Below are 19,829 nucleotides of genomic sequence, written 5' to 3' on the forward strand. Positions count from 1 at the left end.
TCTGCACTTACTTATAAACAGGAGAACTCACATGTCAAAAGGGCATTCTTTACAAGACCCTTACCTCAATGCATTGCGCAAGGAACGCATTCCGGTTTCTATCTTTCTGGTCAACGGCATCAAGCTGCAGGGCCAGATCGAATCCTTTGACCAGTTTGTTATTCTGCTGAAGAACACCGTCAGCCAGATGGTCTACAAGCATGCGATTTCCACTGTGGTCCCTGCTCGCAATGTGCGCCTTCCGCCGCAGAACCCGGCAGGTGAAGGTGAGTCTGAAGACTGATCTTTCCGGAGTTTCCGGTTTCTACACCCGCGTTCCAGGACAGCCCGAGAGCTCGAATGGCCGCGGGTGTTTGTTTTTATGGAGTTTAACCTATCTTGTTTGAGCGTCCTGACGTTGGAGAACGGGCGGTTCTCGTTCACATAGAATTCACCGCCCACGATGATACTGAAGACCCCGGTGAGTTTCGGGAACTGGTGACCTCCGCCGGCGTTGAGCCGGTGATGATGGTGACAGGCTCCCGCAAGCAGCCCAACCCCCGGCTTTTTGTTGGCGAAGGTAAGCTTGACGAAATCCGCGATGCCGTTGCCGCCAGCGAGGCGGACGTGGTGCTTTTCAACCATGCCCTCAGGCCCAGTCAGGAGCGCAACATCGAGCGGGAGCTCAAGTGTCGGGTGCTGGACCGTACCGGCGTTATCCTGGACATTTTCGCCCAGCGTGCCCGTACCCACGAGGGCAAGCTCCAGGTGGAACTGGCTCAGCTGGAGCATATGTCAACGAGGCTGGTTCGAGGGTGGACCCACCTTGAGCGCCAGAAAGGCGGTATCGGTCTGCGGGGGCCCGGTGAAACCCAGCTTGAAACCGACCGTCGATTGCTGCGGGAACGCATCAAGTCTATTCACAAGCGGCTTGAGAAAGTCCGCAAACAGCGTGACCAGGGCCGCCGTGCCCGCAAACGGGCCGATATTCCGACCTTGTCCCTGGTGGGCTACACCAACGCTGGGAAATCCACATTATTCAACCGAATCACCACAGCCAGCGTATATGCTGCTGATCAGTTGTTTGCGACGTTGGACCCAACCTTGCGTCGTCTGGAACTTCCGGATATTGGTCCGGTCGTAGTGGCGGATACGGTCGGCTTCATCCGGCATTTGCCCCACAAGCTGGTAGAGGCTTTTCGCGCAACACTGGAAGAAACCACTCAGGCAACGTTACTGCTGCACGTGATTGATTGTCACGACGAGCGTCGCGATGACAACATGGAACAGGTGGAGAGCGTGCTGGCGGAGATCGGTGCGGACGAAATACCGGTCCTTCAGGTGTTCAACAAGATTGACCTGTTGGATGGATTTGAGCCCAGGATAGACCGGAACGAGGATGGTGTGCCTGTTCGGGCCTGGGTGTCTGCGGTGACCGGGCAGGGGCTTGAGCTTCTGTTCGATGCGCTGGTTGAACGGCTGGCGGAGGACGTTGTGCATCACTTTGTGTTGCTTGGGCCGGCCGATGGCAAGCTTCGTGCCCTTCTGCACGAGGCTGGGTCTGTGTTGAGTGAAGAACACCGGGAGACCGGTGATACAGTGCTGGAGGTGAGGTTGCAAAACCGGGACTGGATGCAGTTGCTGAGCCGGGCGGGTGTCAGGGAAGAAGCGCTCAGGCTGGAGATTCGATGAGTCCGAAAGCCGTAAGCTATTGCCGGGGCGTTGATAAATCCCTAGTATTTGCAGCCATTCGATAATACATGAACGGAGAGAACTATGGCCTGGAATGAACCGGGTGGAAACCGTAACGACAACGATCCCTGGGGAACCGGGGGTGGTCGTCGCGGCAATGATCAGGGGCCACCGGACCTGGATGAGGCGCTGAAAAAAGGCCTTGAAAAACTGAACAGGATGCTGGGTGGCAAAGGTGGCAACTCAGGCAATTCCGGCGGTAGCAGCTCCGGTGGCAGTGCTGGCGGGTTTGGTGCCGTCATTGCGCTGGCAGCTATCCTGGCGCTTGGCTATGTGGTGTTTCAGTCGTTCTATACCGTAGACGAACAGGAACGGGCTGTTGTTCTCCGGTTTGGTGAGTACAGCACCACTGAGAACCCGGGTTTGAGGTTCAAGGTGCCGTTGATTGATCGGGTGTACAAGGTTGGGGTAACCAACGTTCGTACCGCCCAGTCCAGTGGCCAGATGCTGACCATGGATGAAAACCTGGTAACGGTTGATCTGCAGGTTCAGTATCGGGTAGGCAATGCCCGTGACTACGTTCTCAACGTCAGGGATTCTAACGAAGCCCTGTCGTTTGCCACTGACAGCGCCCTGCGTCACGAAGTGGGTAGCTCCACTCTGGATGAGGTGCTGACTGAAGGGCGTGCTGAACTCGCTATTCGTGTCGAGCAGCGCCTGCAGAGCTTCCTTCGTGAATATGGCGCCGGTCTTGAAGTTGTCCGGGTCAACGTTGAAAGCACCCAGCCACCCTCTGCGGTGCAGGATGCCTTCCGTGAAGTGCAGCGTGCCCGGGAAGACGAGCAGCGGCTGAAGGAAGAGGCGGAAACCTACCGCAACCGGATCGTGCCGGAGGCTCGCGGCCAGGCCCAGCGCCTGATCGAGGAGGCCAACGCCTATCTGGAAGAAGTGGTTGAGCGTGCCCGAGGTGAGAGCTCTCGTTTCACTCAGCTGCTGGAAGTGTATGAAATTGCGCCGGCGGTTACCCGCGAACGCATGTACATTCAGGCGGTGGAACAGGTGCTGGCGAACAGCAGCAAGATCTTCATCGATACCGAGAGCAGCGGCAACATGATGTACCTGCCTCTGGATCGTCTGATGCAAGGCACTGGTGGTTCATCAAGCAGCTCCCGCTCATCTGGCGGCAGCAACCAGGCCGATATCGGCATGCTGACGGACCAAGTGCTGCAAGAGCTGCGCTCGCGTCAGGACACCAACATTCGGAGGAGCAGATAAGTTATGGGACCCAAAGCTGTTGTGGGCCTTGCAGGCGCTCTGATTGTTGTCCTGCTTGTGCTGTCAAGTGTATACATCATCCCGGAAACCCACCGGGGCGTTAAACTGCGGTTCGGTGAATTGGTCCAGACCGACATTCCGGCTGGCCTGCACTTCAAGGTGCCGGTGATTGACCAGATCCGCGAGTTCGATATCCGGGTATTGACCATGGACCTGCCGTCTCGCCAGTACCTGACGGTGGAAAAGAAGCCTTTGGACGTAAACTCCTACGTGGCGTGGCGCATCCGTAACGTGGATCAGTTCTACCGCTCCACGGGCGGGGATGAATTCAGGGCTCGGTCTCTGATTCTGTCTCGGGTCGATAATGGCCTGCGGGATGAGTTCGGTGTTCGCACCATGCACGAAGTGGTATCCGGCCAGCGGGATCAGCTTATGAACACGCTTCGTGACCGGGTGAATTCCAACGTGGTTGGAGAGTTCGGTATCGAAGTCCTGGATATCCGGGTAAAAGCGATTGAGCTGCCGGGGCAGGTCAGTGAGAACGTCTTCCGCCGGATGGCTGCTGAGCGCCAGAAGCTGGCCCAGGAATTCCGTTCCCGGGGCCAGGAGCTGGCCGAGGGTATCCGGGCTGATGCAGATCGCCAGCAGACGGTTATTCTGGCCACAGCGTTTGCTGAAGCCGAGCAGACCCGCGGTGCCGGTGATCGTGAAGCTGCGCAGATCTACGCAGATGCTTACGGTTCCAACGAGGAATTCTACAGCTTCTATCGCAGCCTGCAGGCCTATCGCAATACCTTCTCGGGCAAGGATGACATCATGGTGATCGATTCCGACAGCGCATTCATGCGCTTCCTGAAGGACCCGATGGGCGCCAACTGATCGGCTCTGAAGATCAAAAAACCGGAATACCTCGGTATTCCGGTTTTTTTGTGTCTGCCAACGGTGTAGAATTTCGCCGGTTTTGCTTTGGGTTTTCAGCCCCTGGCATCCTAAATCCTGAGTCATTCCCCCGGAGTGTTTTGCCGGCGCGGGAAAAACGGACAACAGAATCTCATGACTGTATCTGATCGCTGGTTACTGCCTGACGGGGTGGAAGACATTTTGCCGCCGCTGGCCGGACAGATCGAATCCCTGCGACGGGATGTAATGGATACCTGCCAGCGCTGGGGTTACCAGCTGGTTATCCCGCCGCTCATTGAATACCTTGAATCCCTCTTTACCGGTACGGGCCACGACCTGGAGCTTCAAACCTTCAAGCTCACCGACCAGTTGACCGGTCGCATGATGGGCGTGCGCGCCGACATGACGCCACAGGCGGCGCGCATCGATGCCCATACCCTGGGGCACGAAGGCATCACCCGGCTTTGTTATGCCGGCCATGTCTTGCACACCCGTCCGCGCCATATGCTGACCGGCCGAACGCCGATCCAGGCCGGTTGCGAGTTGTTTGGCAGTGCCTCGGAAGCCGCCGATCTTGAAGTGATCAGTCTGATGCTGGAAGCGCTCCGGGTTGCGGGCCTGCGCCGTGTGCATATGGATCTGGCCCATGTATCGATTTACGAGAGCCTGATCACCGAGGCAGGCTTTGATCGGGACACCGAAGCGGCCGTCTTCGATGCCATGGCACGCAAATCGGTGCCTGAGCTGGATGCGCTCCTGGGCGATTGCCCTGCCGGTTCGGGCGGTGCACGCCTGCGTGAGCTTGCCCGGGTCAGCGGGGGCGTGGAAGCACTTGACGAGGCTCGCTCGATTCTCAGCGGCGCCTCGACCGCCCTGGATGCGGCCCTGGATCAGTTGGGGCGGGTGGCAGAGATGCTGGCCAGGGATTATCCAGAGGTCAGTCTTGGCTTCGATTTCTGCGAACTGCGTGGCTACAACTACCACACCGGGCTGGTGTTCGCGGCCTATGTGCCCGGCCATGGTGATGCGGTGGGCAAAGGCGGCCGTTACGATGCCATCGGCAGTGATTTTGGCCGGGCTCGCCCTGCCACAGGATTCAGTCTCGATATCCGGGCCCTGGTGTCACTGGGGGAACGTCCGTCCAAAAGGTCTGGTGCCATCTGGGCACCTGCGGAGACGGATTCAGCCCTTGAAGGTGTGATCTCCGGCCTGAGAATGACGGAAACGGTGGTACGGGCCTTGCCCGATGACACTGACACCAATCCAGCCGAGCGTGGCTGTGATCGTCAGTTGGTCAAAAAGGATGGTAAGTGGGTTGTCGAGGCACTGGCCTGAGTCGCCAGGTGTCGGTTTCACTGGATTAATGTGCAGGACTTGAGCCTCCGGCTCGTCTGAATTGAGAGAGAATCATGGGTAAAAACGTTGTTGTGCTGGGCACCCAATGGGGTGATGAAGGCAAGGGCAAGATTGTTGACCTGCTGACAGACAAAGTAGCTGCGGTGGTGCGCTTTCAGGGTGGCCATAATGCCGGACACACACTGGTGATCGAGGGCAAGAAAACAGCGCTGCACCTGATCCCTTCCGGTATTCTCAGGAAGAATGTCCAGTGCCTGATTGGCAATGGCGTGGTGTTGTCACCGGAGGCCCTGCTGAAAGAAGTCCGTGAACTGGAAGCCAACGGTGTGGCCGTGCGCGATCGCCTGAAGATCAGCCTGGCCTGCCCGATCATCCTGCGTACCCACGTGCGTATTGATCAGGCCCGCGAGCGCGCCAAGGGTAACGAAAAGATTGGCACCACTGGCCGTGGTATTGGTCCCGCATACGAAGACAAGGTATCACGCCGTGGCGTGCGTCTGGGCGATCTGTGCAATCTGGCAGACTTTGAAGTAAAGCTGCGGGAAATCATGTCTTACCACAACTTCGTGCTGACCGAGTATTTCAAGGAAGAGGCGGAAGACATCGATGCGGCCCTGGCCGAATTGAAGCAGATGGGTGAGGAAATCCTGCCCATGTCTGCAGATGTCACCGATATTCTGCACGACTACCGTAAGCGCGGCGAGAACATCCTGTTCGAAGGTGCTCAGGGCTCTCTGCTGGATATCGATCTGGGTACCTACCCGTACGTTACCTCGTCCAACACCACCGCTGGCGGCACCGCCACGGGCTCCGGTTTTGGCCCGATGTTCCTGGACTACGTGCTGGGCATTACCAAGGCCTACACCACCCGTGTGGGTTCCGGTCCTTTCCCGACCGAACTGTTTGACGACATGGGCCAGCACCTGGCGGTAAAAGGTAACGAAGTTGGCACCACCACGGGCCGCTCCCGCCGCTGTGGCTGGTTTGATGCGGTGGCCCTGCGTCACGCCATCCAGATCAACAGCGTGTCTGGCATTTGCCTGACCAAACTGGACGTGCTGGACGGCCTGGAAACCGTGAAAGTGTGCGTTGGCTACAAGACTCCGAATGGCGAGATTACCCGTCCGCCCATTGGGTGCGATAGCTACAAGGATATTGAGCCGGTGTATGAGGAGCTGCCGGGCTGGAGCGAGAGCACGGTTGGTCTGACCACCGTTGACCAGCTGCCAGAGAATGCCAAGGCTTACATCCGCTTCCTGGAGGAGCAGATTGAAGCGCCGATCGATATCATCTCCACGGGCCCTGACCGGGTGGAAACCATTACGCTGCGCCATCCGTTCGGAGAGTAAGCTCGAAGAACAAAAAAAACCGCCTTTGGCTGTCACGCCTCAGGCGGTTTTTTTATGTTCGGGTATTACGTCAGGGCTTCTCGGCGATGATGGTTGCGCGCTTGGGTCCCGGATAGCCTTCGATGGTTTTGCTCGAATCGTTCGGGTCGAGAAAATCCGCCAGAGAGTTGAAACGCATCCAGTCAGTCTGCCGTTGTTCCTCGGTGGTGGTGTCGCTGACATCCGCCACCCGCGCATTGCGAAACCCGGTCCTGTCCAGCCAGCGTAAGAGGGTGGGGCAACTGGGCAGGAACCAGACATTGCGCATCTGGCCGTAACGGTCTTCCGGCATCAGGCTGAAGCCCTCCGGGCCATCCACCACGAGGGTTTCCAGCACCAATTCGCCACCCTGGCGGAGGGTACCCTTGAGCTCAAGGAGATGGTCCAGGGGCGAGCGACGATGGTACAGAACGCCCATGGAAAAGGTGGTGTCGAACATCTGCAGGTTGTCCGGTAAGTCCTCCATTCGCACCGGTAGCAGGTCTACCGGAACCTCACCCAGGTAACCCTTGACCGCCAGAAACTGGAACATGAACAGCAGACCGGGGTCGATGCCGACAACGCGGCCGGCGCCAGCTCCGGCCATGCGCCAGCAGTGGTAACCGGAGCCACAGCCAACATCGAGGATGGTTCTGTCCTTGAGGTCTGACAGATGAGGGGCAACCCGATCCCATTTCCAGTCTGAGCGCCATTCGGTATCTATATGGGTGCCGAAGAAGTCAAACGGTCCTTTCCGCCAGGGCATCAGGCCCCGCAGGCCCTGTTCTAGACTTTCACTCTGCGCCTGGGTCAGTGGGTCGGGAGCCGACAGGGTAATGGCGGAACAGTTCAGGTCAGCGGCAACACCGGGCACCTCGGGTAACAGATCCAGTGCGCTTTGCCAGCGGGGCAGGTCGCCGTGGGGGTTGTCTTCAAACCGGGCAATCAGTTGGCGGGTAAGCCGCTCTGCCCAGGGCTCATGCCCGGACTGTTGCAGGAAGTCGATGAACGGGAGAAAGTGCGCTCGCCAGTCGAAAAGTGCCATGGGGTCGGTTATGTCCTGGGATCAACGGTTCTTGAGGGCCAGTATGGAAACAAAGTTGAAGCACTGATACCAGACCAGTACCTGATCAAAGCCGGCCTGTATCAGCCGGTCACGGTGGGCGGCCAGGGTTTCCGGAATCAATACCTTTTCGATGGCTGCCCGTTTCTGGCTTATTTCCAGGTCGGAGTAGCCGTTGGCGCGCTTGAACTCGTGGTGCAGCCGCGTCTGGATATCCTGCTCGGTTTCCGATTCAAAGCGGATTTTTTCTGACAGGATCAGTACGCCGCCTGGCAGGGTTGCCTTGGCAATCCGGGTAAGCAGGGCCAGCCGCTGCTCCGGTGGTACGAACTGCAGGGTAAAGTTCAATGTGGTTACCGAGGCTCGGCTCAGTTCTGTTTCCAGAATGTCCTCGCAGCGCAGGGTAACCGGCAGTTCGTGGTCATCCAGTGCGATGTAGTGCTCGCAACGCTCGATCATGGCGCTGGAGTTGTCGACACCCACCAGGGTGCAGTCGCGGTGAGGAATGCCGTGGCGCATGGCCAGGGTGGAAGCGCCCAGCGAGCAACCCAGATCATAGCAATGGGAGGCTGGTTGTACGTACTGCTCGGTGATCACCTCAATCATCGGGATGATGGTGGTGTAGCCGGGCACCGACCGGCGAATCATGTCGGGAAAGACCCTGGCCACCGAAGCATCGAACCGGAAATCCTCGGGGTTGCGTTCGGTAGCGAACAGACGGTCGGTCAGCTGCTCTGGTGCCCCGGATTTGCCCTTACTCATCGCCGTCCTCTTCAGAACCTGTAGCTGGGGCCAGGTCCGTGGGAGAGGGCCGCTGGCAGCGTACACCCCGGTTCTTGTAATCTACCAGGATGCCCCGAAAGGATGGATCGACATCGGCGGCGATGGCCAGGTAGCCATTCTCGCACACAGCGTGCAGCTCTGAGGACTTTCTGGACATCCGGAAGCTGTCGCCGGGCTGGATATGAATAGCCTTGAAATCGCCGACTGGCACATGGTCTTTGTGTTCAGTATGGTCAATGCGGCCAGTGGCCTCTAACACCAGGACGGTGCCGATGATGGCGGCTATGCCGGTCACAATAAGGCTGCGGACGGTATAACGGGCTTCGTCGTTATCGCTCATGGGTACCTCGTTGAATGATGATCAGAATTGCCCGGGCAGGCTGATGGCCGGTTCCTGAAGTGCGGAAAGTTGTTCGCGAAGGGCCAGGATCTGGTCTGACCAAAATCTGGGTTGGGCAAACCAGGGGAAGAACCGTGGAAAGGCCGGATCTTCCCAGCGCCGGGCAAGCCAGGCGCAATGGGCGATTTGCCGATAACACCGCAGGGGCTCAATCAGATGTCGTTCCCGGCGGTTGAAGTCCCGGAACATCTCATAGCCTTCAATCAACTCGCCGAGCTGCGCCCCGCGTTCGGAGGCTTCGCCGTTAAGCAGCAGCCACATGTCCTGCACGGCCGGCCCTGTGCGACAGTCATCCAGGTCTACAAACAGCATGGATTCGTCCCGGCACAGAATGTTGCCGGCATGGCAGTCTCCGTGAATTCGCAGGGTATCAACGGTTCCCGCGTCTGCCATACGTTGGCGGCAGCCGGCAATCAGATCCGGGATCAGGCTGTCCCAGGCCGGGCGCAGGTCGTCCGGCACCCAGCCTCCGTTGACCAGCAGCGCATTGTGCTCTTCCAACCCCTGGATCAGGTCAAACCCCGGCCGGTGGTTGAAGGATTTCAGCGCCCCAAGGTTATGGATCTGCCCCAGCCATTGGCCCAGTCGGTACAGGGTGTCTGTGACGCTGGTGTCTGGTGCCTGCCCGCCGCGTTGGGGGAAAACCGCAAACAGAAATGCCTGATGCTGGCCCAGGGTATCGCCCCCGGGCATGACCAACGGCGCGACCACCGGAATGTCGGCTTGTTGCAAGTCCAGCGAGAATTCATGCTCCTCCCGGATCGCGGCTTCGCTCCAGCGACCCGGGCGATAGAACTTGGCAATCACCGGCGGGCCATCGTCGAGCCCTATCTGGTAAACCCGGTTCTCGTAACTGTTCAGGGCGAACAGCCGGCCGCTGACGGCAAAGCCTGCTTCCTCGAGCGCGTCCAGGATCACTTCCGGGGTGAGTTGATCGTAGGGATGTGTGGACGTTGTCAGTTCCGGAGGCTCATGTTGCATAAAATTCAGAAGGCCGTGTTGTATCGGGATTTCATGGATTGCAGATGATACCAGTTTTCGTCCAGTTCCCAGCGAACACGATTGACGCCCGAGGTTGCCAGAATAATATCGCCGGCCCGGGCCTGGACCTGCGCCAACTCACGCTCCGCCCTTTGCCAGTCCCGGTGGGTGTCCGCCAGATGACGCATGCTCGGGAACACCGCAGACAATGCCTGCTGAGTCGAGACCGAGTGGGAGCGCAGCGAGCTGATCACCGCCGTATCCCCTTCCACCCGGAGCACCCTGTGCTGGTATGGGTAACTGGCCACGGTTTTATCGGCCATCAATTGATCGTTCAGGCTGATAACCTCAAACCCTCGCCAGCCAATCCAGCTAACGAACAGCGCGGCAACCACCATAACCGTAATGAACTGCTTCCTGTCTGACATAATCCCTGCTCCGTGCGTCCTGGTACCCGTAGGATGAAGTATAACGGTTCTGGGGTTAGAGGTAATGCAGTCAGCGGTTATCTGCGGTAATTTCCTCGTTTGATATCGATAAATGGTCAGAAATCGTGAGCGAAGAGCGTTTTAGCATACAGACGGTGGTTATTGGCGCCGGCGTGGTTGGCCTTGCCATTGCCCGGCAACTGGCCCTGGCCGGCCGGGAAGTTCTGGTGCTGGAGTCGGCCTCCCGCTTTGGCGAGGGTATATCATCCCGCAGCAGCGAGGTCATCCACGCCGGAATCTATTATCCCCACGGGTCCCTGAAAGCCCATTGTTGCGTTCGGGGCCGTGAACTGTTGTATGACTACTGTGACAGCCGCAAGGTAGGCCATCGCAAATGCGGCAAGTGGATCATCGCAACCAACCTTGCCCAGACGGACCGCCTTTCCGGCATCCAGGCACAGGCGGCGGGCAATGGCGTCGAATTGCAGCTTCGCGATGGCCGGGACATAACCCGACAACTCTCTGCCATCAACGCCCGGGCCGGTCTGTGGTCTCCGGAAACCGGGATTATCGACAGCCATGGCCTGATGCTATCGCTGTTGGGGGAGCTGGAGGATGCTGGCGGACAACTGGTGTTGAACAGCCCGGTGCTGGCCGCAGAATCCGACGGCGGGAAGCATACCCTGACCCTGGGTGGCAGCCAGCGTGTAAAACTTGAGGCTTCTGAGGTAATCAACGCCGCCGGTTTGGGCGCCCCCAAGCTTGCCCAACAATGGCTGGGCCTGCCCGATGCCGCCAGGCCGAAACAGTGGCTGGCCCGGGGTGTTTATTTCAGCTATGCCGGCAAACACCCCTTCAATACCCTGATTTACCCCTTGCCCGAGCCCGGCGGCCTGGGCGTCCACCTCACCCTGGATCTTGCCAACCAGGCCCGCTTTGGCCCCGACGTGGAGTGGATTCCCGAGGAAGACTACACGGTGAATCCTGACCGGGTGCACGCCTTTGCCGACGGGATCCGGCAATGGTGGCCAGGCCTGGATGCAGACCGACTTCAACCCGCCTATGCCGGTATTCGCCCAAAGCTTACTGGACCCGATGGCGATTTCTTCGATTTCCGCATAGACGGCCCGGCACAACACGGACTGCCCGGCCTGGTTAACCTGTTCGGAATTGAGTCTCCAGGACTAACGTCCTGCCTGGCAATAGCGGATCAGGTGAAGCTGTTACTGGTCGATCATAAATAGGTTTTAGGGAAGAATTCCTGTCATTATCGGGGAAACCAGCCAGAAAGTTAGCGCGGCGCTCAGGCAGCCTTTTACGGGACTATAAAGGGCCATGGATGGCCCGTCCTAAGCGAGCAGGAAGCCTTGAGCGTGTCCCGTAAAAGGCTACCTGAGTGCCGCTGACGCCAGCACAAGAATCCCCAACCAAATTCCCGGAACCCCCCGAAAAGCGCTTACCCGGGAGTCCGAGCCAAAGCCCAAACCTGAATGTCGCCAGCCCCCGCTTCCTTCAACGCAGAGGCAAGAACCCTGACCGTAGCCCCCGTGGTAACCACATCATCAACAATCGCCACCCGCTCCGGCACCACTCCGCGCACCTCAAACACATCCCGCAGATTCTGCAGTCGCGCAGCCCTGTTCAGACTCCGCTGAGCCTTCACCCTTCGCGACCGGCGCACCACCCCGGCCGCGACCGGAATGTCCAGCCGGGCGCCAACAAACTCGGCAATGTCCTGGGCCTGATTAAAGCCCCGTTGCCAGCGCCTGAGCCAGTGCATCGGGGCGGGAATCAGAACATCCGGTTTCTGCTCCGGCTCAAGGTGCTGTTCCAGAAAGCTGGCGAAACCGATTAACAGCGGGCGCGCAAACTTGCGGTGGCCCTGATACTTGTAGCGGCCAATCATGCCATCCACCGGGTACTGGTAGCGCCAGGGAATCAGCGATCGGGAAAAGGGCGGGGGCAGTGTCTGGCATTCGCCGCACCGCATACCCGGTGTGGCAAAGGCCAGGGGCAGGGCGCAACTGTGGCAATGCCAGCGATTGGCCGGCAGGTCGTCCCGGCAGCCAGTGCACAGCCCATGGTGTGCGTGGGGTGAAAGGCAGCTGACGCAGCGGCCTCCACTCTGTACGCTGTTAACCTTTCGTTCAATGAAGGTTGACAGCGGGTTCAGTCCGTTTATCATCTCGGTTTATCCGTAAACCAAAAACCTTGAGAAGGTTAACAGGACTTTGCCATGACCGCCACAGCACTGCGTCACGACTGGACACTTCAGGAAGCCCGGGATCTTTTCAATCTGCCGTTCAACGATTTGCTATTCCGGGCCCAGACCGTGCACCGCGAGCACTTTGACCCAAACGAAGTGCAGGTCAGCACCCTGTTGAGCATCAAGACCGGTGCCTGCCCGGAAGACTGCAAGTATTGCCCCCAGAGTGGCCATTACAACACCGGGCTGGAGAAGGAAAAGCTGCTGGAGATTGAGAAGGTGGTGGCGGAAGCCCGGGCGGCGAAGCAGAAAGGGGCTTCCCGGTTCTGTATGGGGGCGGCTTGGCGCAGTCCGTCCAAAAAAGACATGCCTTATGTCCTCGATATGGTAAAGCAGGTTAAATCCCTGGGCATGGAAACCTGCATGACCCTGGGCATGCTGAAGGAAGAAGAAGCACGCGAGCTGGCCGACGCCGGGTTGGATTACTACAACCACAACCTGGATACCTCCGAGAAGTATTACAACCACATCATCACAACCCGCACCTACCAGGACCGTCTGGATACTCTGGATAACGTGCGCAAGGCGGGCATGAAGGTCTGCTGTGGTGGCATCATGGGGATGGGTGAAGACGAAGATGACCGGGTTGGTTTGCTGGTTCAGCTGGCGAATCTGCCGCAGCACCCGGAGAGTGTGCCGGTGAATATGCTGGTGAAGGTGAAGGGTACACCGCTGGAAAATGTTGAAGACCTGGAGCCGTTTGATTTTATCCGGTTGATTGCGGTGGCGCGGATTATGATGCCGGCGTCCCATGTTCGGTTGTCTGCGGGTCGCGAGCAGATGAATGAGCAGATGCAGGCGTTGTGTTTCATGGCGGGTGCCAATTCCATTTTCTATGGCGAGAAGTTGCTGACCACGTCCAATCCTGAGGCGGATGCGGATATGCAGTTGTTCGGCAAGCTGGGGATTCGGCCGGAGCAGCGGGAGCAGTGTGCTACCGAGGAGCAGGAGACTGAGGCGTTGGCCGAGGCGGTGGAGTATGAGGCTACTCGGCACATGTTTTATGACGCTACTCGGGAGTCGGCCTGAGGTTTCTGGTTTTGGGCGTTCTGTGCGGTGCGGGTGAAGGTCGGGTAAGGCTTTCCGAAACACGCTCAAGACGTCCATGTGCGCTTAGGACGGGCCATCCCTGGCCCTTTATAGTTCCGGAAAGCCTTACCCGACCTTCACGCCAAACGCCGTTCGTGGATTCCGTACAACAGCAGTTGATTTAGGTACTTTTTCTATGCGTGATTTCGCCCTGGAGATTGAACAGCGTAAACGGGACGGTTTGTACCGGTCCCGTCGCCTGGTTTCCGGGCCGCAGAAGCCGGAGTTGGTCGCAGACGGGGCAGAGCTGTTGTCGTTTTGCAGCAACGATTACCTTGGGCTGGCTAATCACCCTGGCAATATCGCCACGCTGCGTGACGCGTTGGCCGAGACCGGGTTGGGTGGGGCAGCTTCTCACCTGGTTTGTGGGCACCATGATGCCCATCATCAGCTGGAGCAGCGGCTGGCGGCGTTTACCCGGCGTAGTTCGGCGTTGTTTTTTTCCACCGGTTACATGGCGAACATGGGTGTGATTTCGGCGTTGGCAGGGCGTGGGGATACGATTTTTTCTGACCGTTTGAATCATGCGTCGATTATTGATGGCTGCATTCTCAGCCGGGCTCGGGTTCGGCGTTATGGCCACGGGGATGTGGCGGCGTTGGAGCGGATGCTGGCGGAGACGTCGGGGCATAAGCTGGTGGTGACCGATGGTGTGTTCAGTATGGACGGTGATATCGCGCCGCTGAAGGAACTTGCCCGGGTGTGTAAGGCCCACGATGCCCTGTTGGTGGTGGATGATGCCCATGGTTTGGGTGTGCTTGGACCCCAGGGGCGGGGCAGTGTGCTTGAGGCCGGGTTGTCTGAGGATGAGGTGCCGGTTTTGATTGGCACTCTTGGCAAGGCAGTGGGTACTAGCGGTGCGTTTGTGGCCGGGCCGGAGGTGTTGATGGATTATCTGGTGCAGAAGGCTCGAACCTACATCTACACCACCGCGATGCCGCCGGCGGTGGCGATGGCAAGTTGTGCCAGTATTGATCTGATCGAACAGGATGATGCTCGCCGCGCCCATGTGCAGGCATTGATCGCCCGGTTCCGTTCCGGGGCGCAGCAGCTGGGTTATCAACTGATGCCCTCGCACACGCCCATCCAGCCCATTATGGTGGGGGATAACCATGCAGCTTTGGCATTGAGCCGGGCGCTGGAGGGGCAGGGCATACTGGTCACTGCCATCCGCCCGCCTACGGTGCCTGAAGGCGAGGCCCGGTTGCGGGTAACCCTGAGCGCCGCGCATTCTGAAGAGCAACTCGATCGATTGCTGCAAGCTTTGGCCCAGTGCCGCTCCCTGTTGCCGGAGCAGGCTGCTCAGGAGCCTGTTGCGGTATGAGCGCCTACAGCGATCTGACGGCAATAACCCGTGCCGAAGGCGGAACCGGCAGTAAAGCCTGCATTGCCCGGGGGTTCGGCGGCGCCAGCCAGACCTACGACAGCGCCTCCCGCCTGCAAAAAGCCATGGGCGACACCATGCTCGCCAACATACCGGAGAACCTGAAGCCGGCAACTATCCTGGATCTCGGCTGCGGTACCGGCTGGTTCACCCGCAAACTGGCAAGCCAATACCCGAACGCCGCCATCACCGGCGCAGACCTGGCTCCCGGCATGTTGCAGCAGGCTAAAGCCTGCAGCTCTGAGACCATCCGCTGGCTCAACGCAGACGCCGAACAGCTCCCGCTGCCAGACAACAGCACCGACCTGATCTACAGCAACCTGATGATCCAGTGGAGCACCCGACCGGAAGCCGTCTTGGCCGAATGCCTAAGAATCCTCAAACCCGGCGGCATCCTCGCCATCTCCACCTTGCTGGCAGGCACCCTGGAAGAACTCAAGCAAGCCTGGGCCTACGCCGACCCCGGCCAGCCCCACGTTAACCGTTTTACCCACCATGCGGACTGGAAGCGATTGACTGGCCAGCAGCTCCCCGGATCTACATTGGAGACGGCAACCCTGGTTTTGCCATATGATTCCCCCATGGCCCTGAACCGGGAACTCAAACACCTCGGCGCCGTGTTCAAAGGCGAAGAGCGCCGCAGAACCATCACCGCCCCGGGACGATTCAAGGCGATGTGTGCTGCTTATCCGAGCACGGAAGACGGCCTGGTCGTCGCCAGCTATCACGCAGGCTGGCTGTACTGGACTAAAACCTCTCGTTAGAAAGGAAAGAAACGGGACAAGATTAAGACGGCAAACACAAAAGTTTGAGGTGAGGGTGTGGGTGCGGCTTTCCGGGACTATCTTTCGCCATGGATGGCGAAAGCTAAGCGCACATGGAAGTCTTGAGCGTGTCCCGGAAAGCCGTACCCACACCCTCAGCCAAGCACCAAAGTGTCGGTTAGGAAAGACGCATCACACCCTCACCTGGCACCCCAAAAAGATGCAGCAGGAACCCCAGAAAATGGCAAAAAAAACCTACTTCGTAACAGGCACCGACACTGGCGTGGGTAAAACGATCGCTGCTGCTGCCATTCTGGAGGCTGCCCGGCAGCTGGGAAAGCGCACGCTGGCGATGAAACCCATTGCCTCAGGGTGCGAGCAGACCCCGGATGGACTGCGTAATGAAGACGCCCTGATGTTGCAGGCCGCCATTACCGAAGAGCTTCCCTACGATGCCCTCAACCCCATAGCACTGGAGCCGGCCATTGCCCCCCACGTTGCGGCGCAACAGGCGGGCAAGAACATCACGGCCCAGCGCCTTGTGGGCTTTTGCCGTGGCCTGCAGATTCGGCCCGCTGACCTGATGCTGATTGAGGGTGCTGGTGGCTGGCGGGTTCCCCTCAACGATCGGGAAACCTACGCAGCGGTGCCCCGGGAGCTGGGGCTGGATGTGGTAATGGTCGTGCCCCTGAAACTTGGCTGTATTAACCACGCCATGCTCACCGCGGAGGCCATCAGGGCCGATGGTCTGTTCGTGGCAGGCTGGGTAGCCAATCATCCCGAAGAGAATGTCATGAGTTGTGAGCAGGACACCCTTAACTATCTGACAACGCACCTCGGGGCACCATGCCTGGGTGTTTTGCCGTGGTTGGATGGCACTCCGGCTGACCAGTTGCCGAAAGTCCTGGCAAGATTCCTGAATATTCGCCCGTTGATTGAAATTTGACCAAATCTGTGAGTAAATAAGTCAATCTGTTGTCATAGGTGGCCTAGACATGATCAACAACACCCTTTCTCTTGGTATCCAAGGTATCCAGGATGGCATGGCGGGCATGGAAAATACGGCCCGGAAGATTGCCCGTGGCGGTGTTGACGGCCCTCAGGGTTCTGCTGAGGGTGCGGGTAATCTGGCTGAGCCACTGATTGAAATGACGCTCTACGAGCGCAGTGTCGAGGCGTCCGCACAGGTTGTGAAGACGGCTGACGAAACTCTGGGAACACTCCTGGACATCCGCGCCTGACCCTGACTACTGAGCCGTGAATATCCTTTCCTCGATTCCCCCTGTTTATCCGGTGGTTTCCGGTGCCGCGTCGGCGACTGGCAGCGTTCCGCCGAGTGGTGTTTCCTCGACAACGCCCGGTGAAGGCTTCTCTACCGATGCTGATGATCGTACCCGGGGTGTTGAGCAGTCCTCCGACGCCAGATCAGCCTCCCGATTTGTCGATGGTGACGCGGATGCAAAGGCCGACCTGCAGGGGCTCACGGAGGCCGAGCTTAAACAGCTGAGCGAGCTGAAAGCCAGGGACCGGGAAGTTCGGGCCCATGAGGCGGCGCATCAGGCAGTCGGCGGTCAGTACGCCGGAGCTATGTCGTTTACCTATCAGCGCGGCCCTGACGGTGCCCAGTACGCCGTGGGCGGTGAAGTCCCCATCGATGTCTCCCCGGTCGCCGGCGATCCGCAGGCAACTATCGAGAAAATGCGTGTGGTGCGAGCGGCCGCCATGGCGCCGGCACAACCCTCAGCGCAGGATCGTGCGGTGGCGGCCCAGGCCATGCAGACCATGTTGCAGGCGCAGTCTGAGCTGGCGGCCGGTGAAGGCGAGCGTGAGCCAACGCCTGGTTCCGAATCGGCTCGGGACGAGACAGCCCAGGGCCAGTCTGGCATCGCCCGCCAGGCCGACGAAACCTACCGCAGCGTTTCTGCCATGCAGGGGGCCGAAGGCGTGTTCGGCGAGCCAACGTCTTTATTTGCCTGAATTACCTGACTGTTCCATCCCTCAATCCGTCAGCTCCGGCGGTTTCCCTTCGTTGTTGTGGCGGTGTTTTCCGCGTCAGTGAACACACAATGCAACACAATTTTTAGCCAAGGCTATTGACAATTCTGTGTCGCAAAACGTATGTTTCAAACAAGTGTTTAATTAAGGCTGTGATGAGATGCGTCACAGTGTCTGAGCAAACCCAAGGCCAAAGGCTGTTATCTGTTTCAGCCGAGTCCGAAAACCGAGGTGGATTCCATGCCTGAGTACAAAGCGCCCCTGCGTGATATCAAATTCGTAATGAACGAGCTGCTGAACAGCGAGCAGCACTACGCCAATCTGGAAGGTGCCGAAGATGCAACTCCGGATATGGTCGATGCCATCATCCAGGAAGGTGCAAAGTTCTGTGAGCAGGTATTGTCTCCGCTGAACCAGGTGGGTGACCAGGAAGGCTGTACCTGGAGCGAAGACGGTGTAAAAACCCCGACCGGCTTCAAAGAAGCTTACCAGCAGTATGTTGAAGGTGGCTGGCCGTCCATGACGGCTGACCCCAACTACGGTGGCCAGGGCCTGCCGCACTCCATCGGTCTGGTAATCAGTGAAATGGTTGGTACCTCCAACTGGTCCTGGGGCATGTACCCGGGCCTGAGCCACGGCGCCACCAATACCATCGAAGCTCACGGCACCGAAGAGCAGAAGCAGATCTACCTGACCAAACTGATCAGCGGCGAGTGGACCGGTACCATGTGTCTGACCGAGCCGCACTGTGGTTCTGACCTGGGTACCCTGCGCACCAAGGCCGAGCCGAACGCTGACGGTACCTACAGCATCACTGGCACCAAGATCTTTATCTCTGCCGGCGAGCACGACATGGCCGAGAACATCGTCCACATCGTATTGGCACGTCTGCCGGGCGCACCGGAAGGCACCAAGGGCATCTCCCTGTTCATCGTTCCCAAGCAGCTGCCGAACGAAGACGGCTCTGCCGGAGAGCGCAACGCGGTATCCTGTGGCTCCCTGGAGCACAAGATGGGTATCCATGGTAACGCTACCTGTGTGATGAACTTCGACGGCGCCAAGGGCTGGCTGATCGGGCCTGAGAACAAGGGCCTGAACTGCATGTTCACCTTTATGAACACTGCCCGTATCGGTACCGCTATCCAGGGTCTGGGTGCTGCTGAACTTGGCTTCCAGGGTTCCCTGGCCTACGCCAAGGATCGTCTGGCCATGCGCTCCCTGAGCGGTCCGAAGAACCCGGACGGCATCGCGGATCCGATCATCGTGCACCCGGACGTACGCCGCATGCTGCTGACCCAGAAGGTTGTCGCTGAAGGCGCCCGCGCCCTGATCTACCTGGCTGGCCAGCAAGTGGACGTGGTTCACAGCGGCAAGACCGAAGAAGAGCGTAAGCACGCTGACGCGCTGCTGGGCTTCCTGACCCCGATCGCCAAGGCGTTCCTGACCGAAATCGGTTACGAATCTGCCAACCTGGGTATGCAGGTATTCGGTGGCCACGGCTTCATCACTGAGTGGGGCATGGAGCAGAACGTACGTGACTCCCGCATCGGCATGATCTACGAGGGTACTACCGGTATCCAGGCGCTGGATCTGCTGGGCCGTAAGGTTCTGATGACCCAGGGCGAAGCTCTGAAAGTGTTCACCAAGCAGGTTCACGTATTCTGCAAAGAGAACGCCGACAACGAGCAGTTGAAAGAGTTCATCGAGCCGCTGGCTGCGATCAACAAGGAGTGGGGCGATCTGACCATGAAGGTTGGTATGACCGCCATGAAGAACCGTGAAGAAGTCGGTGCCGCTGCGGTGGACTACCTGATGTACTCCGGTTACGCGGTCTTCGCTTACCTGTGGGCCCGTATGGCCAAGGTAGCATTGGACAAGATGGCTGACGGCACCTCCGAAGAGATGTTCTACAACGCCAAGGTCCAGTCTGCACGCTTCTACTTCAAGCGTCTGCTGCCGCGTACCAAGACCCACGCAGAAACCATGCTGGCCGGCTCTGACAGCCTGCTGGATATGCCGGAAGAAGCCTTCGCCATCTAAGGCGGGGTTGCTATCTGGTTGATGGCACTGAAAAAGCCCGTTCTCCGTCCGGAGGCGGGCTTTTTTC

Annotated in this window: 20 protein-coding genes; 14 read left to right on the forward strand and 6 right to left on the reverse strand. The window is 58.7% G+C overall.

Features of this window, described 5'->3' with window-relative positions; translation table 11 throughout:
• Positions 1-31: 31 nt before the first annotated feature.
• The 6 genes from hfq to C7H10_RS11630 all read left to right on the forward strand — a co-directional run bounded on the left by hfq (position 32) and on the right by C7H10_RS11630 (position 6,551).
• A complete protein-coding gene (gene hfq, locus C7H10_RS11605; RefSeq protein ID WP_058092070.1) occupies positions 32-283 on the forward strand; it encodes an RNA chaperone Hfq in 252 nt (83 codons plus the stop codon).
• A 92-nt stretch (positions 284-375) separates the two neighbouring features.
• On the forward strand, positions 376-1,671 hold the full coding sequence (gene hflX, locus C7H10_RS11610) for a ribosome rescue GTPase HflX (RefSeq protein WP_227510115.1): 1,296 nt from the start codon (positions 376-378) through the stop codon (positions 1,669-1,671).
• Positions 1,672-1,755: 84 nt separating this feature from the next.
• Entirely contained in the window at positions 1,756-2,946 is a 1,191-nt protein-coding gene (gene hflK / locus C7H10_RS11615) for an FtsH protease activity modulator HflK (RefSeq protein ID WP_106694986.1), read from the forward strand.
• 3 nt (positions 2,947-2,949) lie between these two features.
• Positions 2,950-3,825, forward strand: coding sequence for a protease modulator HflC (gene hflC, locus C7H10_RS11620; protein ID WP_061331575.1), 876 nt, complete (start codon positions 2,950-2,952; stop codon positions 3,823-3,825).
• 174 nt (positions 3,826-3,999) lie between these two features.
• A complete protein-coding gene (locus tag C7H10_RS11625; protein WP_106694987.1) occupies positions 4,000-5,181 on the forward strand; it encodes an ATP phosphoribosyltransferase regulatory subunit in 1,182 nt (393 codons plus the stop codon).
• 74 nt (positions 5,182-5,255) lie between these two features.
• Positions 5,256-6,551, forward strand: coding sequence for an adenylosuccinate synthase (locus C7H10_RS11630; protein WP_061331573.1), 1,296 nt, complete (start codon positions 5,256-5,258; stop codon positions 6,549-6,551).
• Between the two features lie 70 nt (positions 6,552-6,621).
• Here C7H10_RS11630 and cmoB read toward each other — a convergent pair whose 3' ends face one another.
• From cmoB to C7H10_RS11655, 5 genes are read right to left on the reverse strand one after another with little or no spacing between them, the layout of a single operon-like run.
• A complete protein-coding gene (gene cmoB, locus C7H10_RS11635) occupies positions 6,622-7,614 on the reverse strand; it encodes a tRNA 5-methoxyuridine(34)/uridine 5-oxyacetic acid(34) synthase CmoB (RefSeq protein WP_106694988.1) in 993 nt (330 codons plus the stop codon).
• Positions 7,615-7,635: 21 nt separating this feature from the next.
• A complete protein-coding gene (cmoA, locus tag C7H10_RS11640; RefSeq protein WP_106694989.1) occupies positions 7,636-8,394 on the reverse strand; it encodes a carboxy-S-adenosyl-L-methionine synthase CmoA in 759 nt (252 codons plus the stop codon).
• Complete coding sequence (locus C7H10_RS11645; RefSeq protein ID WP_058092062.1) at positions 8,387-8,755, reverse strand: PA3694 family proteiin; 369 nt, start codon at positions 8,753-8,755, stop codon at positions 8,387-8,389. Before C7H10_RS11645 ends, cmoA begins: the two co-directional genes overlap by 8 nt.
• Before the next feature lie 21 nt (positions 8,756-8,776).
• The gene (locus tag C7H10_RS11650; RefSeq protein WP_061331569.1) at positions 8,777-9,796 is read right to left on the reverse strand and encodes a serine/threonine protein kinase; all 1,020 of its coding nucleotides are present in this window, start codon (positions 9,794-9,796) and stop codon (positions 8,777-8,779) included.
• A 5-nt stretch (positions 9,797-9,801) separates the two neighbouring features.
• Positions 9,802-10,224: a hypothetical protein gene (locus C7H10_RS11655; protein ID WP_058092060.1), complete on the reverse strand. Its 423-nt coding sequence runs from the start codon at positions 10,222-10,224 to the stop codon at positions 9,802-9,804.
• Between the two features lie 125 nt (positions 10,225-10,349).
• Here C7H10_RS11655 and C7H10_RS11660 point away from each other — a divergent pair, with 125 nt between their 5' ends.
• Positions 10,350-11,468, forward strand: a complete 1,119-nt coding sequence (locus C7H10_RS11660; RefSeq protein WP_106694990.1) for an NAD(P)/FAD-dependent oxidoreductase — start codon at positions 10,350-10,352, stop codon at positions 11,466-11,468.
• A 212-nt stretch (positions 11,469-11,680) separates the two neighbouring features.
• On the opposite strand, the gene C7H10_RS11665 is transcribed toward C7H10_RS11660, so the two are convergent.
• The gene (locus tag C7H10_RS11665; RefSeq protein ID WP_106694991.1) at positions 11,681-12,409 is read right to left on the reverse strand and encodes a ComF family protein; all 729 of its coding nucleotides are present in this window, start codon (positions 12,407-12,409) and stop codon (positions 11,681-11,683) included.
• A 51-nt stretch (positions 12,410-12,460) separates the two neighbouring features.
• Here C7H10_RS11665 and bioB point away from each other — a divergent pair, with 51 nt between their 5' ends.
• The 7 genes from bioB to C7H10_RS11700 all read left to right on the forward strand — a co-directional run bounded on the left by bioB (position 12,461) and on the right by C7H10_RS11700 (position 19,762).
• Positions 12,461-13,519, forward strand: coding sequence for a biotin synthase BioB (gene bioB, locus C7H10_RS11670; protein WP_106694992.1), 1,059 nt, complete (start codon positions 12,461-12,463; stop codon positions 13,517-13,519).
• Between the two features lie 196 nt (positions 13,520-13,715).
• Positions 13,716-14,903, forward strand: coding sequence for an 8-amino-7-oxononanoate synthase (gene bioF, locus C7H10_RS11675; RefSeq protein ID WP_106694993.1), 1,188 nt, complete (start codon positions 13,716-13,718; stop codon positions 14,901-14,903).
• On the forward strand, positions 14,900-15,727 hold the full coding sequence (gene bioC / locus C7H10_RS11680) for a malonyl-ACP O-methyltransferase BioC (RefSeq protein ID WP_106694994.1): 828 nt from the start codon (positions 14,900-14,902) through the stop codon (positions 15,725-15,727). The genes bioF and bioC overlap by 4 nt, the downstream gene beginning before the upstream one ends.
• A gap of 241 nt (positions 15,728-15,968) precedes the next feature.
• Entirely contained in the window at positions 15,969-16,673 is a 705-nt protein-coding gene (bioD, locus tag C7H10_RS11685) for a dethiobiotin synthase (RefSeq protein ID WP_061331563.1), read from the forward strand.
• A 49-nt stretch (positions 16,674-16,722) separates the two neighbouring features.
• Positions 16,723-16,968, forward strand: coding sequence for a flagellar basal body rod C-terminal domain-containing protein (locus C7H10_RS11690; protein ID WP_106694995.1), 246 nt, complete (start codon positions 16,723-16,725; stop codon positions 16,966-16,968).
• Between the two features lie 16 nt (positions 16,969-16,984).
• On the forward strand, positions 16,985-17,704 hold the full coding sequence (locus C7H10_RS11695) for a putative metalloprotease CJM1_0395 family protein (protein WP_425269121.1): 720 nt from the start codon (positions 16,985-16,987) through the stop codon (positions 17,702-17,704).
• Positions 17,705-17,962: 258 nt separating this feature from the next.
• Positions 17,963-19,762 (forward strand): acyl-CoA dehydrogenase C-terminal domain-containing protein, encoded by a 1,800-nt coding sequence (locus C7H10_RS11700; protein ID WP_106694996.1) that lies wholly within the window; start codon positions 17,963-17,965, stop codon positions 19,760-19,762.
• Positions 19,763-19,829 lie beyond the last annotated feature (67 nt).

The sequence above is a fragment of the Marinobacter shengliensis genome (assembly GCF_003007715.1).
Lineage (GTDB): Bacteria > Pseudomonadota > Gammaproteobacteria > Pseudomonadales > Oleiphilaceae > Marinobacter > Marinobacter shengliensis.